Here is a 16,631-nt window from a genome sequence, read left to right on the forward strand (position 1 = left end):
CCGTTCACGCGGTCCCATTGACGAAGGCCATGTCGGCCGGCGTCAGTTCGACATCGCGCAGTACCCGCATGACCGGAAAATCCTCTGTTTCGGTGGCCGTGACAGCCAGGTCGATGGTGACGTCGAAACGCTGGCGGAACGCGTCGATGATCTCGTCGACGATGATCTCCGGCGCCGATGCTCCCGCCGACAGGCCGAGCGTCGAAATGGTGCCGATGTCATTCCACGGAATTTCAGCGGCGCGCTGCACGAGAAGCGACATCGAGGCACCTGCCCGTTCCGCAACTTCGACAAGGCGGCGCGAATTCGAGGAATTGGGGGCGCCGACGATCAGATAGAGGTCAGCACCCGGGGCGGTGTCCTTGACCGCTTCCTGGCGGTTGGTGGTGGCGTAGCAGATCGATTCCGCCGCCGGCGCCTGCAGGTCCGGAAAGCGCTCCTGCAACGCGCGGATGATGCCGGCGGTATCCTCGACCGAGAGCGTGGTCTGGGTGACGAAACCAAGTGCTTTTGGATCGGCCGGTACAAGCCGGGCTGCGTCGGCTTCGGTCTCGATCAGCGTTACCGCGCCTTCCGGCAACTGCCCCATTGTGCCGATCACCTCGGGGTGCCCGGCATGACCGATCAACAGCACATGGCGGCCAAGCCGCTGGTGACGCATCGCCTGCTTGTGGACCTTGGAGACCAGCGGACAGGTTGCGTCGAGATAGAACAGGTTGCGCGCCTGCGCATCCGCCGGCACGGACTTGGGCACACCGTGCGCGGAGAAGACGACCGGCGACTGCCGATGTTCGGCCGGGATTTCGGAAAGTTCCTCTATGAAGACGGCCCCAAGGCTCTGCAGCCCCTCGACGACATAGCGGTTGTGGACGATTTCGTGGCGGACATAGACCGGGGCGCCATATTTTTTCAGCGCCAGCACGACGATCTGGATGGCACGGTCGACGCCCGCGCAAAAACCGCGCGGCTGGCAGAGCCGGATCGTCAGAGGAGGCTTGGCGATTGTGTGAAGCATCAAATCCTGCCGGTTGGTCAGCGCCGAAATGAGGTGCCTACCCCTGCCCTGTCAAGGGTATCGGTGGAAAGAGAGGCCTCGCTTGCGTTCATTCCTCTTTCGCGGGCCGGCGAAGCCGGAGGACAAGCACCGCGGCGAGTGCCGCGGCAAGCCCGTACCAGGTGACGGCATATTGCAGATGGCTGTTCGGCAGGTCGATGATGGTGACACCCCCGACCGGAAGGCCGCCGGGATTTGGCGTCTTGTCGGCATCGATGAAGATCGGCACCAAGGTGAACCCAGCCGGCAGGCCGGCGCTCGCGGCCATGACGTCGCGGTCCTTCCAGTAGAAGATGTTCTTCCCCACGTCATTGTCGGGAAGCATCATGGAGGGCTTTGCCGGCAGCGGGTTGCGGGCAAGCCCGGTGACCGTGACCCTGCCCGTTACCTGTCCCTTGGCGCGCTTCGCCGCATCCTTGAGGTCGTAGGGAACAAAGCCGCGGTTGATCAGGACGAAACGGCCATCGTCGAGGGCCAGCGGCGTATAGACATTGAAGCCGGCATCCCCTTCCCAGGTCGCGTAGAAATGCCGCTCGCCGGAATGCAGGAAAGTGCCGGTGACAGTGACCGGCGTGTAGTCGACGTCGCCGGTCGAGGCGAATTCCTTCTCGACCTCGGAAAGCGGTCGTGGCGCCGAATGGGTGCGCTGGTCGATGGTCTGCAGCAGGCCTTCCTTCCAGCGCAGGCGCTGGACCTGCCAGGTGCCCAGCGCCAGCAAAATCAAGAACAACACAAGGCCAAGGACGAACAACAGTGCCGATCGTGGCCGCGAATGGCCGCGGTCTTTCAGGGACGCTTCGCTCATTCGCCGCGATCCAGCCGACCCTCGGCTGCTTTGTTGCTGTATTGCAGGGTGAGCAGCACGCCCTTGATCAACCGAAGCGCCGTGAGACACAGCACCAGGGCCAGTGGGATCCATATCAGCAGATGCAGCCAGAGCGGCGGGCTCAGCGTCACTTCCACCCAAAGCGCCAGACCGACGATGATGAAGCCGATGATCAGGATGACGAACACGGCCGGTCCATCGCCGGCATCGGCGTAGGAATAGTCGAGGCCGCAATTGACGCAGCGCTTGCCGACGGTGAGAAAGCCGGAAAACAGCCGCCCCTCGCCGCAACGCGGGCAGCGGCCGTGCAGGCCGGCCGAAATCGGATCGATCGGAGGCCAGATCGCCTTGTCTTCACTCATGCGTAGTGCCGTAATTCATGGCTATTGCTCGATCTCGATCGGCGCCCCATCGGCCACCATCGCCCAGATTTGGTCCATGTCGGAATCCGTAACCCCAATGCAGCCATCGGTCCAGTCGACCAATTGAAGCAGACAGCCCCACCAGCCGAACCGCTTCGCTTCGTGGACGCGCACCAGACCTTCTCAGCGGCAAGAGCCGGAATGCCAAGACGATAAAATGCGCAAATTGAGGTCAGCCGCATCTTTCATCGATTGGCGATCCTTGCGCCGAAAAGAAGAAAGGCGGCCACGTCGCCGCGGCCGCCCTAACGAACTCGAAATCCAGAAGGCTGAATCAGTGGCCTTCGATCACCGCGCCGACCGATCCCCAGACGTAGATCGAGGCGAACAGGAACAGCCAGACCACGTCAACGAAGTGCCAATACCAGGCGGCCGCCTCGAAGCCGAAATGCTGCTTGGGGGTGAAGTCGCCCTTCATCGCCCGGATCAGGCAGACCAGCAGGAAGATGGTGCCGATGATGACATGGAAGCCATGGAAGCCGGTCGCCATGAAGAAGGTGGCGCCGTAGATGGAATCCTTGAAGCCGAACGGCGCGTGCATGTACTCGTAAGCCTGCACCATGGTGAACAGCATGCCAAGCCCGACGGTCAGCACCAGGCCGTTGATCAGGCCCTTGCGGTCGCCATGGATGAGCGAGTGGTGCGCCCAGGTGACCGTGGTGCCCGACAGCAGCAGGATGATGGTGTTGTAGAGCGGCAAATGGAAAGGATCGAGAACCTCCATGCCCTTCGGCGGCCAGACACCACCGGTAAACGTGTGGCGCGCATAGTTCTGCACCTCACCGGCAAAAAGGCTGGCATCGAAATAGGCCCAGAACCAGGCAACGAAGAACATCACCTCCGAGGCGATGAACATGATCATGCCGTAGCGCAGGTGCAGCGACACGACGCGCGTATGGTGGCCTTCATGCGCTTCCTTGATGGTGTCCGACCACCAGGCGAACATGGTGTACAGCACGATCACAATGCCGATGAAGAACAGCCACGGATTGGCGATGTTGACGCCGAAGATCGGGAAGGAGCCGCCTTTCAGGTATTCCATGAGGCAGACACCGCCAAAAGCGGTGACAAGCGCCCCTACCGATCCCAGGAAGGGCCACGGGCTCGGGTCGACGAGATGGTAGTCATGGTGTGGTTTTGCGTGCGCGTCTGCCATATCAACCCCCGAGATTTCCTTCGGTATCTGAAACTGTCTTGCTATTGCCCTGGGCCGGCCCGGACGACGCCACCGGCTTGGTCTTCTCGACCGGGAACATCGTATAGGACAGGGTGATCGTCCTCACGTCCTTCAATTCCGGCACATTCACGATGTCGGGGTCCACATAGAACAGGACCGGCATGTCCAGCGTCTCGCCCGGCTTCAGCGTCGTATCGGTGAAGCAGAAGCATTCGACCTTGTTGAAGTACGGACCCGCCAGTTCCGGCTGCACGTTGAAGGTTGCGCGGCCGGTGACGGGGCGATCGAACTTGTTGGTCGCCTGATAATGCGCCTGCACGGTCTGCCCGATCTTCATGGTCATCGAGCGCTGGACCGGCTGGAACTCCCATGGCACGCCGGCGATGTTGGCGTCGAAACGAACGGTGATCTCGCGATCGAGCACGCGGCCGGCATATTGCTTCTCGGCACGTTGCGTCGTGCCGCCATAGCCGGTCGCCTGGCAAAACATCTTGTAGAGCGGCACGGCTGCATAGGCCATGCCGATCATGCCGGTGAAGAAAGCAAGGCAGACAACCGCGACAACGCGGTTGCCGGTCTTGCCTACCGTCTTCTTGGACGTCTCGGCGCTCATCACATCGAGCCCGACAAATTGTGGCCGAACTTCACGATTGTCGCGATGTAGAAGATCACGACCAGCACCGCCAGCGCCACGCCGATGGCGATGGAACGGCTGCGCTGGGCCTTCTTCTGGCGATCGGTCAAGGTGACCGTTTCGAGTTCTTTCTCGGCCATGGTCATGCCCCACCCATGGCAAGCGCGCGTTCGACGACACTGTCAGCCAGATAGGCGGCGAAAATTGCGAAGAGATAGAGCAGCGAATAGGCGAACAGGGCCTTAGCCGGCTTCATGACGCGGTCATCGTCGGCCATGCCAAGCACTTTCCAGGCATACCAGACGAAACCAGCCCCCAACAGCAAGGCGGCCACGCCGTAGAACGGCGTCGTGTAGCCGAGCAGCCAGGGCAGCACGCCGACCGGAGCCAGCACCAGCGCGTAGGCGAAAATCTGACGGCGGGTCGATGCATGGCCGGCGACGTTGGGCATCATCGGGATGCCGGCGCGGCCATAGTCCTCGGACTTGAACAGCGCGAGCGCCCAGAAATGCGGCGGCGTCCACAGGAAAATGATCAGGAACAGGATGATGCTTTCGAGACTGACCGACCCGGTCACCGCGGCCCAGCCGATGACCGGTGGGATGGCGCCCGCTGCACCGCCAATGACAATGTTCTGCGGTGTCGAGCGTTTCAGCCACATCGTGTAGACCACGGCATAGAAGAAGATGGTGAAGGCCAGCAGCGTCGCCGACAACCAGTTGACCAACACGCCGAGCGTCATCACCGACAGCACCGACAACACCAAGCCGAAGCTCAGCGCCTCGTGCGGCTGGATCCGGCCGGAAGGCACCGGGCGGCTGGCGGTCCTGGTCATCACCGCGTCGATGTCGGCGTCGTACCACATGTTGAGCGCGCCAGAGGCGCCGGCCCCAATCGCAATGGCCAGGATGGCGATCACCGCCAGCAGCGGATTGATGGTCATCGGTGCCGCGACCAGTCCGACAAAGGCGGTGAACACCACCAGCGACATGACGCGCGGCTTCAGCAGGGCGAAGAAATCGCCCGCCGTAGCTTCCGACATACGGAAGCCCGCTTCGTCAATGCTGGTTTTGTCGACTAGGGCCATGCGTACTCAAGTCCATCATTCCGTTGGCCAAAACCGCCGGCGGGCCGGCGGTTTTGTATTCGAGCGGGAGCCGCCTTATTTGATCTTCGGCAGCTGCTCCCACTGGTGGAACGGCGGCGGCGAAGGCAGCTGCCATTCGAGCGTGGTAGCACCCTCACCCCACGGGTTGGCGCCGGCGATCCGCTTCTTCTGGAAGGCTTCGAACACGCCATAGAGGAAGATCACCACACCGACGGCCGAAATATACGAACCGTAGGACGAAACCATGTTCCAGCCCGCAAACGCGTCAGGATAGTCGATGGTGCGGCGCGGCATACCGGCGAGGCCGAGGAAATGCTGCGGGAAAAAGATCAGGTTCACGCCGACGAACATGACCCAAAAATGGGTGTTGGCGATGACGGGCGAGTACATGTAGCCGGTCATCTTCGGGAACCAGTAGTACCAGCCGGCGAAGATGGCGAACACCGCGCCCAGCGACAGTACGTAGTGGAAGTGGGCAATGACGAAATAGGTGTCATGCAGCGACCGGTCGAGGCCGGCATTGGCCAGCTGGACACCGGTGACGCCACCGATGGTGAACAGGAAGATGAAGCCCAGCGCCCACAGCATCGGCGGCTTGAACGAGATCGATCCGCCCCACATGGTTGCGATCCAGGAAAAGATCTTCACGCCTGTCGGCACCGCGATGACCATGGTGGCGAAGACGAAGTAGCGCTGCGTATCGAGCGACAGGCCCGTCGTATACATATGGTGCGCCCAGACGATGAAGCCGACCGCGCCGATCGCGACCATGGCGTAGGCCATCCCGAGGTAACCGAATACCGGCTTCCTCGAGAAGGTCGAGACGATATGGCTGATGATGCCGAAGCCCGGCAAGATCAGGATGTAGACTTCCGGGTGACCGAAGAACCAGAACAGGTGCTGGAACAGGATCGGGTCACCACCACCGTCAGGCGCGAAGAAGGTCGTGCCGAAGTTGCGGTCGGTGAGCAGCATGGTGATGCCGCCGGCCAGAACCGGCAGCGACAGCAAGAGCAGGAAGGCGGTGACCAGCACCGACCAGGCAAACAGCGGCATCTTGTGCAGCGTCATGCCGGGGGCACGCATGTTGAAGATGGTGGTGATGAAGTTGATGGCGCCGAGGATCGAGGAGGCGCCGGCGATGTGGATCGACAGGATCGCCAGATCCATGGCCGGTCCGGGCTGGCCCGAAGTTGACAGCGGCGGATAGAGCGTCCAGCCGCCGCCCACGCCAAAGGCGCCAGGCGCACTCGGCACGAACATCGAGGTGAGCAACAGGATGAACGCCGGCGGCAGCAGCCAGAATGAGATGTTGTTCATGCGCGGGAACGCCATATCGGGAGCACCGATCATGATCGGCACCATCCAGTTGGCGAAACCGCCGATCAGGGCCGGCATGACCATGAAGAAAATCATGATCAGCGCGTGCGCGGTGGCAAACGCATTGTACATGCTCTTGCCGCCGTCGATCGCGGCGTCGCCGTTCATGCCATAGACCATCTGCGCAAGACCGCTGAAGATCTGGATGCCAGGCTCCTGCAGCTCCATGCGGATGGCGACCGAAAGCGCGCCGCCGATTATGCCGGCCATGATCGCGAAGATCAGGTAGAGCGTACCGATATCCTTGTGGTTGGTCGAATAAACCCAGCGCACCCAGCCATGATACGGCTTGTGGTCGTGCCCGTCGTGAGCTGCAGCGTCTGCCATGTTCCGCTCCGTTCCCTAAATCTTGCTAACCCGCGACATCAGTTGCCGGCGGCCGCTACCTTGTTCTGGCCATCGACCTCGGCCATGAGCGTCTTGTTGGCACCTGGCAGATCGGTCTTGGCCGCGGCCAGCCAGGTCTTGAACTGCGTGTCCGACACCACACGAACGGCGATCGGCATGAAGGCATGGTCCTTGCCGCAGAGCTGCGAGCACTGACCGTAATAGAGGCCTTCTTTCTCCGCCTTGAACCAGGTCTCGTTGGTGCGGCCGGGAACGGCGTCGATCTTGATGCCAAAGGACGGCACGGCAAAGGAATGGATCACGTCGGTCGCGGTGACAAGCACACGGGTCATCGTGTTGACCGGCACGACCAGCTCGTTGTCGACGGCGAGCAGGCGCGGATAGACCGCGCGATCCTCCTTGCCGGCCTTGGCACGATCGCCATCCTGAAGGATGGCCGAATTGAAGGCGAGCGTGTTGTCGGTCTGGTATTCGTAATCCCAGTTCCACTGGTTGCCGGTTGCCTTGACGGTCAGCTTCGCCTCTTCCGGCGGCGTATACTGGGCAGTCAGGAGTTGGAACGAGGGGATGGCGAGGCAAAGCAGGATGACGACAGGGCCGATGGTCCAGATCACCTCGATCAGCGTGTTGTGGCTGGTCTTGGACGGGGTCGGATTGGCGCTCGCGCGGAATTTGACGATGCAGTAGATCAGCAGAAACAGCACAAGGACCGTGACCGGGATGATAAACCACATCGTGTAGTTTCCGAACCACTCGATCTGCCGCATCATGTCGGTCGCAGGCGCCTGGAAGCCGGTCTCCCACGGCCTGGGCTGGTCCGCATAAGCGGATCCGCAGGCGAGGAACGTGGCAGCAGCACCGGTGCTCGCTAGGAATTTTCTCATCGCCCTCTTCGTCTCCCAGTCTCTCACCGGCTGTGCCCGCGAGAATAACGAACAATGCCGGGACGGGAATCCCGGACAGTCTCAAGCTGGTTCAAACCATACTCTTTTTCCCTCCGCAAGAAAGGAGCGGTCGAAACCGTGCGGCATTTTTGCGCGCAAGCTGACGTGGCTCTTCCGGGGCAATGGCCGTAGTGGCGAATCGCGTATGTTCGGCGGGCCGCACGCCTTGTGCCGGCGACACCCGCAAAGCGTCGTAATTCAGGCGAATTTGGCAAGGAAAAGCGCCGCATTGCCTTTTTAGGGACAGTTCGGCCACGGTCTCGTCCTTTACTTGGCATTGGCGCGGCTTAAAGTGCCGTGATTCGCAATGGAGCCGTCATGAACTCTTGGCTTTCGAGACTGAGGCATACGCGACTGGGCCTTTCGAGAACCTTGGCAAACGCCCTGTTTCTCGCGGTCCTGTGCGCGGCCGGTCTGTCCATCGCCGGCAACGCCAATGCTGCCCAGCCAAGCGGCACGGTGCGCTCGACCCATGGCGCATGGTCGATCATCTGCGACACGCCGGCCGGTGCCACCTCGGAACAATGCGTGATGATGCAGAACGTCGTCGCCGAGGATCGTCCGGAGATGGGGCTTTCGGTCGTCGTGCTGCGCACCGCCGACAACAAGGCCGAGATCCTGCGCGTGCTGGCGCCGCTCGGCGTGCTGTTGCCGAACGGCCTCGGGCTCAATGTCGACGGCAAGGACATTGGCCGCGCCTATTTCGTGCGCTGCTTCCAGGACGGCTGTTATGCCGAGGTCATTCTCGAAAAGCCGCTGCTCGACACGCTGAAGACCGGTACGTCGGCAACATTCATCGTTTTCCAGACCCCGGAAGAGGGTATCGGCATTCCCGTCGACCTCAAGGGTTTCGCCGAAGGCTTCGCCGCTCTGCCCTGATCGCGGCTTCGCGCTGAACCAGGCCTGGACGCGGCTTTTGCCGACCCCAGACGCATGCCTTGCTTTCAGCGAACGAAATCATTCGTCGGCGCCGATTCCTCATTGCCGATTGTGCGGGCGCGGCTTCACGCCTACATCGGGGGAAAGCAAACATCCCACGGACGGACGCGCCATGAACAGCCTGATCGGCCAATTCGACATTTCAGACGACCGCATCAAGCAGATCGTCGCAGACACCATCAAGGGCGCCGACGACGGCGAGCTTTTCATCGAATACAGCGAGAGCGAAGCGCTGATGTTCGACAATGGCAAGCTGAAGACCGCCAATTTCAACACCGACCAGGGCTTTGGCCTGCGGGCCGTCGCCGGCGAAGCCAGCGGCTACGCTCATTCCAGCGACCTGTCCGAGGCGTCGCTGCTGCGCGCGGCCGAAGCCGTCTCGACCGTCAAGGGTGGCTATTCCGGCACGCTTGCGGCAGCCCCCGCCCGTACCAACCGCCATCTGTACGGCGACGAGAACCCGATCCCTTCGCCTTCCTTCGAGGCCAAGGCGAAGCTGCTGCAAGAAATCGACGCCTGGCTGCGCGCCGAGGATCCACGCGTGCGCCAGGTAACGGCCTCGATCGCCGCATCCTGGCAGCATGTCGAGATCGTTCGTGCCGACGGCCAGATAGTGCGCGATATCAGGCCGATGGTCCGCGTCAACGTCTCGGTCGTCGTCGGCGAAGGCGACCGCCAGGAAAGCGGCTCCTATGGCATGGGCGGGCGCAAGGCATTCGGCGAATTCCTGATCGAGGATAGTTGGAAGCACGCCGCCAGCGAGGCACTCCGGCAAGCGGTGGTCAACCTGGAGGCAATCCCGGCCCCGGCAGGCACTTTCGACATCGTGCTATCCAATGGCTGGCCGGGCGTGATGCTGCACGAAGCCGTCGGCCATGGTCTTGAAGGCGATTTCAACCGCAAGAAGACGTCGGCGTTCGCCGGCCTGATGGGGCAGCAGGTGGCCGCCAAGGGGGTGACGGTCGTCGACGACGGCACCATCCCAGAGCGGCGCGGCTCACTCACCGTCGACGACGAAGGCACGCCTTCGGCCCGCAACGTCTTGATCGAGGACGGCAAACTGGTCGGCTACATGCAGGACCGGCAGAATGCCCGGCTGATGGGCATGAAAGCCACCGGCAATGGCCGGCGAGAAGGCTATGCGCACCAGCCGATGCCGCGCATGACCAACACTTACATGACCTCAGGCGACATGGAGCCGGACGAAATCATCGCCTCCGTCAAGAACGGCATCTACGCCGTCTCCTTCGGCGGTGGCCAGGTCGACATCACGTCGGGCAAATTCGTGTTCGGCTGCACCGAGGCCTACATGATCGAGAACGGCAAGGTGACGCAGCCGATCAAAGGCGCGATGCTGATCGGCAACGGGCCTGATGCCATGCACCGCGTCTCGATGGTCGGCAACGACATGAAGCTCGACAACGGCATCGGCATGTGCGGCAAGGCCGGCCAGGGCGTACCCGTCGGCGTTGGCCAGCCGCATCTCAGGATGAACCAGATGACGGTCGGCGGCACGCGGGTTTGAAACTCGGTGCCGTTCCGGTGTCATCGCCCGCCGTGACGTTTCCGGATGCAGGCGCCCTCCACCATGCCCATTGTGATCCTGACAGGGGCCAGCCTGACAGGGACCGGCTTTTCGGCGGCCGGGACCTTGAAGTGGACACAATCCACATTAACAAATTATTAGGTCTTTGACTGCCTGGGCTGCCTCTCGAGCACGAACGCAGCACCAGTTCCTCGTTGCGGTGGTGGTTTTGGCAATGCGGCACTCCCCCGTCCTGGCTCTCCTGCTTGGCTTTGTTTCGTTGATTGGTGCGGCATCGCTGCTAGCCAGTCCGGCGTCGGCCCAGTCGACTTTGTTCAAGTCGCGATCGACCCAATCTTCCATGGATGGATCACGCTCTGCCTCCGTGGGTGGAAGCACCAGCGTCCCCTACGGTTGGATCGATTTCTGTCATCGCCGCCCAAAAGAGTGCAAGGTGCCGGCTCTGCCGGCCGCGAATGTCAAGCTGACAGCGCGGACCTTCCGCATCCTCAAGCGGATAAATCAGAAGGCGAACAGCGCCATCAAACCCGTCAGCAATTTCGATCACTGGGGCACGATGGCGGACCATTGGGATTATCCGGTTGACGGCAAAGGCGATTGCAAGATCTACGCCCTCTACAAACGCAAGCTCCTTCAAGAGGCTGGATTTCCCCGACAAGCGCTGTTGATGACGGTCGTGCGCGATCTCAACAATGAGGGCCACACCATCCTGACGGTGAAGACCGATAAAGGCGATCTTGTCCTCGACAATATGGTCGACCAAATCAGGCCCTGGAATGCAACCGGCTACTACTTCCTGAAACGTCAATCGCAGCAGAATCCGAATGTCTGGCAGTCGGTCAACCAGCGAGGCGGCACGCCGAAAACCTTCGCGAATGCTGCAAAGCTCGTAGATTGAGCCTGCCTGGACCGTACGGTCCAGGCATTACAGGCGTTCGGCGAATTTCCAACGGTCGAGATGGAGGGTTCCCCAACCGTCTCACCCGCCGTTGATCTGTCTCATGATCTGTCCCAGGCGGACGCGGCTTCAGCCGGAAATCTGGTTCATATTCTCCGAACTGCTGCCGGCTCCCAGCAGGCAGGCTGGCAGCGAACCTTTGCCGCGAAGGCGGCCGGTCAGGTGGCTTTGCCGCCGTTCTTCTTGCAGTCAGCCCGGAATTTCTCGCGTGCCTTGCCGTGCAGCTTCCGGGCATCCGCAAGTGCGGAACATTGCTTCGAAATCGCGGTTTTCTGCGGCGTCATCGCAGTCGTCTTCGCCTTATTCATAGGGGCGGCTGTGGTGGCGGCCGGCGCCGTCGTGGTCGTGGTCGCTGCTGTCGTCGCTGCCGCAGCGGCCCCCGTCGCAATGAACCCGGCCAGGGCGACAGATGTCAGAACGCTTGCAATCCTCATTTCGGTCACTCCCTTGAGGCCCCCCGGCACTGACTGGGTATCAGCGAGCCGGGGCACTGCGCAATCTTGGCCGTGGCCAACCACGCAATTGTGATCCGATCGCTGCTTGCCGCCGGCCGGCCATATCTTACCGGCGGCCCGGCACAGCCGTGCCACCTCACAACGCGACCGGCGACGTGCTTCAAGCCTTTGTCCCATTCATGTCGCCTGCCCAAGCCGACATGCGCTATTTCTTGCAAGCGGGCTCGTTCGGGTGCCCACAAGACGGCTTTTTGCCGGCTGGCGGCTGCGGCGGCCTTGGTTGTGCCTGCGGCTGCCGGTGCACCTGCTGTATCTGCTGCTTCGGCTGGGCGTGGAACTCCGGCCTCTGCGGCTTGGGCTGATCCTGCACCTTCAGCTGCGGATTGCCATTGTTGACCCTGAATTTCTGCTGGACATTGCCACCACCGTTTCCGTTGGCGGGCAGCTTGTGGAATTTGGGACCGTTGCCATTGGCCAGGACCCCGTTGCCTTGTCCATTGGCTTGGCCACCGCCTTGATTGCGAAGTTTCTTGAACTTGCCGCTGGGTGGGTTCTGCCCTGAATTCTGGCCATTGAGCGCCGATGGGTTGTTCGTTCCATTCACCGCAGGCGTGCCGTTGGCGCCCGGGATCTTGCGAAACTTGGCATTCTTGCCGGATCCGTTCTTGCCAGTACCGTTCTGGCCAGTACCGTTCTGGCCCGGACCAATGGCCTGGTCATTGGCCCGGTTTTGTTCATTCATCACCGGGTTGCCGGTCACGGCGTTTCCACCTGCCATGCCCTGCCTGTTCAAGAGCTTCTCGGACCTGCTGTTGGGCAGTTTAGGGTTGTTGGACAGGTTCTGTCCATTCAGCACCGGCTTGCCATTGACGAGCGGCAGCGTCTTGCCGTCGGCGCCGGGCAAGGCATGACCTGTCAGCTTGTCGGCAGGCAAGGTCTTCGCCAGCGGCGTGGCACCTCCAGGTTGCTGGCCACCCTGCCCCGGCTTCAGCGGCAGGCCGCCCGGGTTTTGCTTGGACAGTACAGCTTCCTTTTTCTGCAGGAAGGCCGGCAGCGCCACCTTGGTCGCCAGCGCGGCCGCACCCAGGCCCACGGCGCCGGCGGTCAGTTTCTGGCCGGTAGTGAGGCCGCCGCCCTGATTGTTGTTCTCGTTGATGGTCGTGTTGTTGATGATCGTGGTGTTGTGGATGTTGTTGAAGATGACATTGTCCGGCGGTGGGAAGATATTATGCGGCGGGTTGACCCACACCGGCACGGGCACGAAGGCCGGCGTCGGCAAAAGGAAGATTCCGGCCGGCGGGGGTGGTGGTGGCAACGCGACGAAATCCGGCGGCGGCGGCGGCAAAAAGATCACCGCGATCGGTGGCGGCGGATCGAAATCGAAATCGGGGTCGTCGAAATAAAGTACGGGACGGTCGACGTAGACGATTTCCTCCTCCGGCGGCGGTGGCACATCATAGGCGTAGACGGCGAAGTCCTCCGGGGGCTCCAGGGCCGCCTCAAAATGCTCAAGCCGGCGGCGGGCATCCCAGGCATGTGGGCCATGCGGATAGCGCCGGAGATAGGACCAGTAAGCTTCCGGCGTGTCCCGAAGCCAGGTTTCGCGCCAAGTGATCGCCTCCCGCCGCGCCGCGATGATTGCGCGCACGCGCTTGGCCATCGGATCGCGCGGATAGGCGCCGACGAAATCCTCATAACCGCGCAGCGTGTCGCGATCGAGCGCCGCTACGTAAGCGTCGTGGGCATCGAAGTCGCGGATTTCCCTGGTCCGGTTCGCCTGGGATTCAGCCTCCGAAACCTTCGGCGCGGGCGCATCCGGGGCACGATCGAAGAAGACGAAAGGCGCGCTGATCTTCGAGGCGTTCCACGGCACTTCGGCCCCTTGCGTTACTTCATTGACGCGCAGGCGCGTGCGGTCGAACACATTGTCAAGCGACAGGCCACCGTCGCGCATCATCTCGGCGAGCGCCTGGGCATAGGCACCGTACGGGCCCTTGCCTTCCGGCGCTACGGTTCCCGGCGCGGCGTTGAAGGCGATCAGCATGTTCGGGTCGGGGTCGACCAGTGCGAGACCGCCGGCCAGCGGCTGGTTCGTCGGCGGCAATGCGTTGGGTCGTGACGCGTCGAGCACAACGATGTTGACCTTCGTCGGCAGCCCAGCCAGCGACTTGGTGACATCGGAGAGCCGCATCGCCTGGAGCGGGACGTCGGCTGGATTGGCGATCTGGGCATCGACCGGCAAGAAGTAGTTCTCGCCTTCGAACTGCACACCTTGGCCGGCGAGGTAGACGAAGACGACCGCGTCGGGTCCGGCGGCAGAGACCTTGCCGAGGAAGTCGCGCAGCGCGCCGCGCAGCGATTCCTGATCCACATCACGCGCGCCGACCACGTCGAAACCGGCAGCCTGCAAGGTCTGCCCGATCAGTCCGGCGTCGTTGGCGGGTGTCACCAGCGCGCCGGACGGATAGGCAGCGTTGCCGATGACGAAAGCGAGACGTTTTTGCTGTTGCGCGAGTGCGCCCGTCGCAGAGGCGGCGACGACAAGCAGGAGGACGAATAAACCGAGGAATTTCCGAAGCATCCGCATTTCAGGCCACCATGGATAGGAGCAACCGACGCTGTCGAGGCCTTCCCGTCCTCCAGCGAATCTGGACTAGATGGGCGCAAAGAGGCGGCTTTGCGGCGCGATCTTGGCAGGTGGGATCGAGTGCGGCCTAACCGGCGATTTCAAGAAAAAGTGATCGCGTTCTGTCCGCGCGACAGCCGAACCGGGACCAGCCTACCGGCGCTTCCTCGGTTTCTCCAGCAAGGCGACCGCCTCGACATGTGGCGACCACAGGAACTGATCGATTGGCATCACGCTGTTCAGGGTATAGCCGCCGTCGATGAGAATGCGCAGGTCGCGGGCCAGCGTCACCGGGTTGCAGGACACCGCGGCAACGTATGGAACATCCGAGCGGGCGATCTGCTTCGACTGATCTTCGGCGCCGGCGCGCGGCGGATCGAAGACAAGGCCGTCGAAGGCGTTCAACTCCTTGAAGGTCAGTGGCCGGCGAAACAGGTCGCGTCGTTCGCCCGTCACCCGCTTGAGGCCGGTCGCGAAACGTGATCCCCGGTCGAGCGCCGAAAGCGCAGCCGCGTCGCCTTCGACCGCATGGACTTCCGATTTCGTCGCCAGCCGCAAGGCAAAGCTGCCGCAACCGGCAAAGAGATCGGCAATTTTTTTTGCACGCTTCAGATGTCCGCCGACGATCTCGGCCATGGTCCGTTCGGCGGCCTCCGTCGCCTGCAGAAAGGCGCCGGGCGGCACGGCGACCGCAACACTGCCGAACATGACCACGGGCTTCCTTGGTTCGATGACGATCTCGTCATCGATGGACAGCCTGGCAAAGCCTTGCGCAATGACGAAGTTGGAGGCGATACGGCGCTGGTGTTCGCCGAGCTTGCCTGACTCGTGCACCGCGATGTCGAGACCGGAACCCGTAACGGTGACCGCCATCCGGAACGATTTGGTGGTGGCGCATATCAATTCGGCCAGCGCCCTCAGCTGGCCGAGTGCCGCGACGATCTCGGGCAGTGAGATCGGGCATTCGGATATGGAGATGATCTCGGGCGACAGATGGCGATTGAAGCCGAGCAGCATGCCTGCGTCCGTGCGCCGGGCGGCAAGCACGACGCGGCGGCGCGACTGCGGCGCGCAGGCGACCAGTTCGCCAATCTCGCACTCGATGCCCTTGCCCTTCAATGCGTGCACCACCTTTTCGCGTTTCCATCGGCGATAGGCTTCGGTCTCGAAATGCTGGAGGGCACAGCCGCCGCATTCGGTGAAATGGCGGCAGGCTGGTTCGACGCGCAGCGGAGAGGCTTCCAGCACCGCCATCAGCGTGGCGCGATCCCGCTCGCGCGCGGCGGTGACGATCTCGCCTGGCAGCGTGAAGGGAATGAACAGATCGCCGCTCTCGGTTTCGGCGATGCCGTCGCCCTGCGATCCGAGCTTTCGTATTGTGAAGCGTACGCTCATCGGTCCTTGATCCCACCGAGCAGGAATTCGCGATTGCCGTCGCCACCTTCGATCGGCGACAGATGCAGGCCAAGCGAGCGCCAGCCGGGAACGGCATCCAGCCAATCCTGCAGCAGGCCCGCGACACGGGCGGCATCGAAGGGATCCTTCAACAAACCGCCCTTGCCGATCGCCTCGCGACCGGCCTCGAATTGCGGCTTGACCAGAAAGATCGCACCGGCGCCGGGATTGGCAATGGCGAGTGCCGGCGGCAGCGCCAGTTTCACCGAGATGAAACTGACGTCGGAAACGATGAAATCCGGATTGCGGCCGGCAAGATCGGCAACGGTGAGATCGCGCGCGTTCAGGCCCTCGATCACGGTCACGCGCGGATCACCACCGACATCAGGATGCATCTGGCCATGCCCGACATCGATTGCCGTGACATGGGACGCGCCGCGTTCGAGCAGCACCTGGGTGAAACCGCCGGTCGAGGCGCCGATGTCGAGGGCCTCGCGACCGGCCGGGTCGAGGCTGAAATGGTCGAGCCCGGCGATCAGCTTGAGCGCGGCGCGCGAGACATAGGTTTGCGCCGGATCGTCGATGGCGACAACGCATTGCGGCGAAACGTTCTGGCCGGGCTTGCGGGCTATGGCGCCGTCGACCGTCACCGTGCCGCGCTCCACCGCGTCGCGGGCGCGCGAGCGGCTGGCAAACAGCCCGCGCTGGACGAGCAGGTCGTCGAGCCGCTGGCGTGTGCTGGCTGGCAGAGGCGAGTTCATCGGCCTTCTCTGACGAAAGCCCGCGGTGAAGGCAAGGACATTAGATGGACCAAAGTGA

Annotated in this window: 17 protein-coding genes; 3 read left to right on the forward strand and 14 right to left on the reverse strand. The window is 62.4% G+C overall.

What is annotated here, in order from left to right; translation table 11 throughout:
* Positions 1-4: 4 nt before the first annotated feature.
* The 10 genes from ispH to coxB form a co-directional block, all read right to left on the reverse strand.
* On the reverse strand, positions 5-1,015 hold the full coding sequence (gene ispH / locus LB557_RS09620; RefSeq protein ID WP_015318789.1) for a 4-hydroxy-3-methylbut-2-enyl diphosphate reductase: 1,011 nt from the start codon (positions 1,013-1,015) through the stop codon (positions 5-7).
* A gap of 88 nt (positions 1,016-1,103) precedes the next feature.
* The gene (locus LB557_RS09625) at positions 1,104-1,859 is read right to left on the reverse strand and encodes an SURF1 family protein (RefSeq protein ID WP_224643725.1); all 756 of its coding nucleotides are present in this window, start codon (positions 1,857-1,859) and stop codon (positions 1,104-1,106) included.
* Entirely contained in the window at positions 1,856-2,242 is a 387-nt protein-coding gene (locus LB557_RS09630; protein ID WP_015318791.1) for a DUF983 domain-containing protein, read from the reverse strand. The genes LB557_RS09625 and LB557_RS09630 overlap by 4 nt, the downstream gene beginning before the upstream one ends.
* Before the next feature lie 21 nt (positions 2,243-2,263).
* Positions 2,264-2,416: a L,D-transpeptidase family protein gene (locus tag LB557_RS09635; protein ID WP_224595874.1), complete on the reverse strand. Its 153-nt coding sequence runs from the start codon at positions 2,414-2,416 to the stop codon at positions 2,264-2,266.
* A 160-nt stretch (positions 2,417-2,576) separates the two neighbouring features.
* Complete coding sequence (locus tag LB557_RS09640; RefSeq protein ID WP_015318792.1) at positions 2,577-3,458, reverse strand: cytochrome c oxidase subunit 3; 882 nt, start codon at positions 3,456-3,458, stop codon at positions 2,577-2,579.
* A 1-nt stretch (position 3,459) separates the two neighbouring features.
* Positions 3,460-4,092, reverse strand: coding sequence for a cytochrome c oxidase assembly protein (locus LB557_RS09645; RefSeq protein ID WP_224595871.1), 633 nt, complete (start codon positions 4,090-4,092; stop codon positions 3,460-3,462).
* Positions 4,092-4,253 (reverse strand): hypothetical protein, encoded by a 162-nt coding sequence (locus tag LB557_RS09650; protein ID WP_015318794.1) that lies wholly within the window; start codon positions 4,251-4,253, stop codon positions 4,092-4,094. Before LB557_RS09650 ends, LB557_RS09645 begins: the two co-directional genes overlap by 1 nt.
* 2 nt (positions 4,254-4,255) lie before the next feature.
* A complete protein-coding gene (locus LB557_RS09655; RefSeq protein WP_140714998.1) occupies positions 4,256-5,200 on the reverse strand; it encodes a heme o synthase in 945 nt (314 codons plus the stop codon).
* A 75-nt stretch (positions 5,201-5,275) separates the two neighbouring features.
* Positions 5,276-6,928: a cytochrome c oxidase subunit I gene (gene ctaD / locus LB557_RS09660; protein ID WP_015318796.1), complete on the reverse strand. Its 1,653-nt coding sequence runs from the start codon at positions 6,926-6,928 to the stop codon at positions 5,276-5,278.
* A gap of 38 nt (positions 6,929-6,966) precedes the next feature.
* Complete coding sequence (coxB, locus tag LB557_RS09665) at positions 6,967-7,833, reverse strand: cytochrome c oxidase subunit II (RefSeq protein WP_015318797.1); 867 nt, start codon at positions 7,831-7,833, stop codon at positions 6,967-6,969.
* Between the two features lie 378 nt (positions 7,834-8,211).
* Here coxB and LB557_RS09670 point away from each other — a divergent pair, with 378 nt between their 5' ends.
* The 3 genes from LB557_RS09670 to LB557_RS09680 all read left to right on the forward strand — a co-directional run bounded on the left by LB557_RS09670 (position 8,212) and on the right by LB557_RS09680 (position 11,276).
* Positions 8,212-8,772, forward strand: a complete 561-nt coding sequence (locus LB557_RS09670; protein ID WP_015318798.1) for an invasion associated locus B family protein — start codon at positions 8,212-8,214, stop codon at positions 8,770-8,772.
* 172 nt (positions 8,773-8,944) lie between these two features.
* A complete protein-coding gene (tldD, locus tag LB557_RS09675) occupies positions 8,945-10,357 on the forward strand; it encodes a metalloprotease TldD (RefSeq protein WP_224644073.1) in 1,413 nt (470 codons plus the stop codon).
* Positions 10,358-10,592: 235 nt separating this feature from the next.
* The gene (locus LB557_RS09680) at positions 10,593-11,276 is read left to right on the forward strand and encodes a transglutaminase-like cysteine peptidase (protein WP_181171246.1); all 684 of its coding nucleotides are present in this window, start codon (positions 10,593-10,595) and stop codon (positions 11,274-11,276) included.
* 218 nt (positions 11,277-11,494) lie between these two features.
* Here the strand turns inward: LB557_RS09680 and LB557_RS31600 are convergent, their stop codons facing one another.
* From LB557_RS31600 to LB557_RS09695, 4 genes are all read right to left on the reverse strand, one after another.
* Complete coding sequence (locus LB557_RS31600; RefSeq protein WP_263496733.1) at positions 11,495-11,620, reverse strand: hypothetical protein; 126 nt, start codon at positions 11,618-11,620, stop codon at positions 11,495-11,497.
* Positions 11,621-11,996: 376 nt separating this feature from the next.
* Positions 11,997-14,378, reverse strand: coding sequence for a caspase domain-containing protein (locus LB557_RS09685; RefSeq protein ID WP_224644074.1), 2,382 nt, complete (start codon positions 14,376-14,378; stop codon positions 11,997-11,999).
* A gap of 192 nt (positions 14,379-14,570) precedes the next feature.
* Entirely contained in the window at positions 14,571-15,812 is a 1,242-nt protein-coding gene (locus tag LB557_RS09690; RefSeq protein ID WP_224644075.1) for a class I SAM-dependent RNA methyltransferase, read from the reverse strand.
* A complete protein-coding gene (locus LB557_RS09695; RefSeq protein ID WP_140715004.1) occupies positions 15,809-16,573 on the reverse strand; it encodes a TlyA family RNA methyltransferase in 765 nt (254 codons plus the stop codon). The genes LB557_RS09690 and LB557_RS09695 overlap by 4 nt, the downstream gene beginning before the upstream one ends.
* Between the last annotated feature and the right edge of the window lie 58 nt (positions 16,574-16,631).

This window comes from Mesorhizobium sp. BR115XR7A, assembly GCF_020165315.1.
Taxonomy (GTDB): Bacteria; Pseudomonadota; Alphaproteobacteria; order Rhizobiales; family Rhizobiaceae; genus Mesorhizobium; species Mesorhizobium australicum.

Bases quoted from the DNA above. Each gene is read 5' to 3' on its own strand.
- LB557_RS09655 (WP_140714998.1), bottom strand. From the start codon at position 5,200: ATGGCCCTAGTCGACAAAACCAGCATTGACGAAGCGGGCTTCCGTATG.
- LB557_RS09690 (WP_224644075.1), bottom strand. From the start codon at position 15,812: ATGAGCGTACGCTTCACAATACGAAAGCTCGGATCGCAGGGCGACGGC.
- LB557_RS09685 (WP_224644074.1), bottom strand. From the start codon at position 14,378: ATGCGGATGCTTCGGAAATTCCTCGGTTTATTCGTCCTCCTGCTTGTC.
- coxB (WP_015318797.1), bottom strand. From the start codon at position 7,833: ATGAGAAAATTCCTAGCGAGCACCGGTGCTGCTGCCACGTTCCTCGCC.
- LB557_RS31600 (WP_263496733.1), bottom strand. From the start codon at position 11,620: ATGACGCCGCAGAAAACCGCGATTTCGAAGCAATGTTCCGCACTTGCG.
- tldD (WP_224644073.1), top strand. From the start codon at position 8,945: ATGAACAGCCTGATCGGCCAATTCGACATTTCAGACGACCGCATCAAG.
- LB557_RS09645 (WP_224595871.1), bottom strand. From the start codon at position 4,092: ATGAGCGCCGAGACGTCCAAGAAGACGGTAGGCAAGACCGGCAACCGC.
- LB557_RS09695 (WP_140715004.1), bottom strand. From the start codon at position 16,573: ATGAACTCGCCTCTGCCAGCCAGCACACGCCAGCGGCTCGACGACCTG.
- LB557_RS09625 (WP_224643725.1), bottom strand. From the start codon at position 1,859: ATGAGCGAAGCGTCCCTGAAAGACCGCGGCCATTCGCGGCCACGATCG.
- LB557_RS09650 (WP_015318794.1), bottom strand. From the start codon at position 4,253: ATGGCCGAGAAAGAACTCGAAACGGTCACCTTGACCGATCGCCAGAAG.
- LB557_RS09680 (WP_181171246.1), top strand. From the start codon at position 10,593: ATGCGGCACTCCCCCGTCCTGGCTCTCCTGCTTGGCTTTGTTTCGTTG.
- ispH (WP_015318789.1), bottom strand. From the start codon at position 1,015: ATGCTTCACACAATCGCCAAGCCTCCTCTGACGATCCGGCTCTGCCAG.
- ctaD (WP_015318796.1), bottom strand. From the start codon at position 6,928: ATGGCAGACGCTGCAGCTCACGACGGGCACGACCACAAGCCGTATCAT.
- LB557_RS09670 (WP_015318798.1), top strand. From the start codon at position 8,212: ATGAACTCTTGGCTTTCGAGACTGAGGCATACGCGACTGGGCCTTTCG.
- LB557_RS09640 (WP_015318792.1), bottom strand. From the start codon at position 3,458: ATGGCAGACGCGCACGCAAAACCACACCATGACTACCATCTCGTCGAC.
- LB557_RS09630 (WP_015318791.1), bottom strand. From the start codon at position 2,242: ATGAGTGAAGACAAGGCGATCTGGCCTCCGATCGATCCGATTTCGGCC.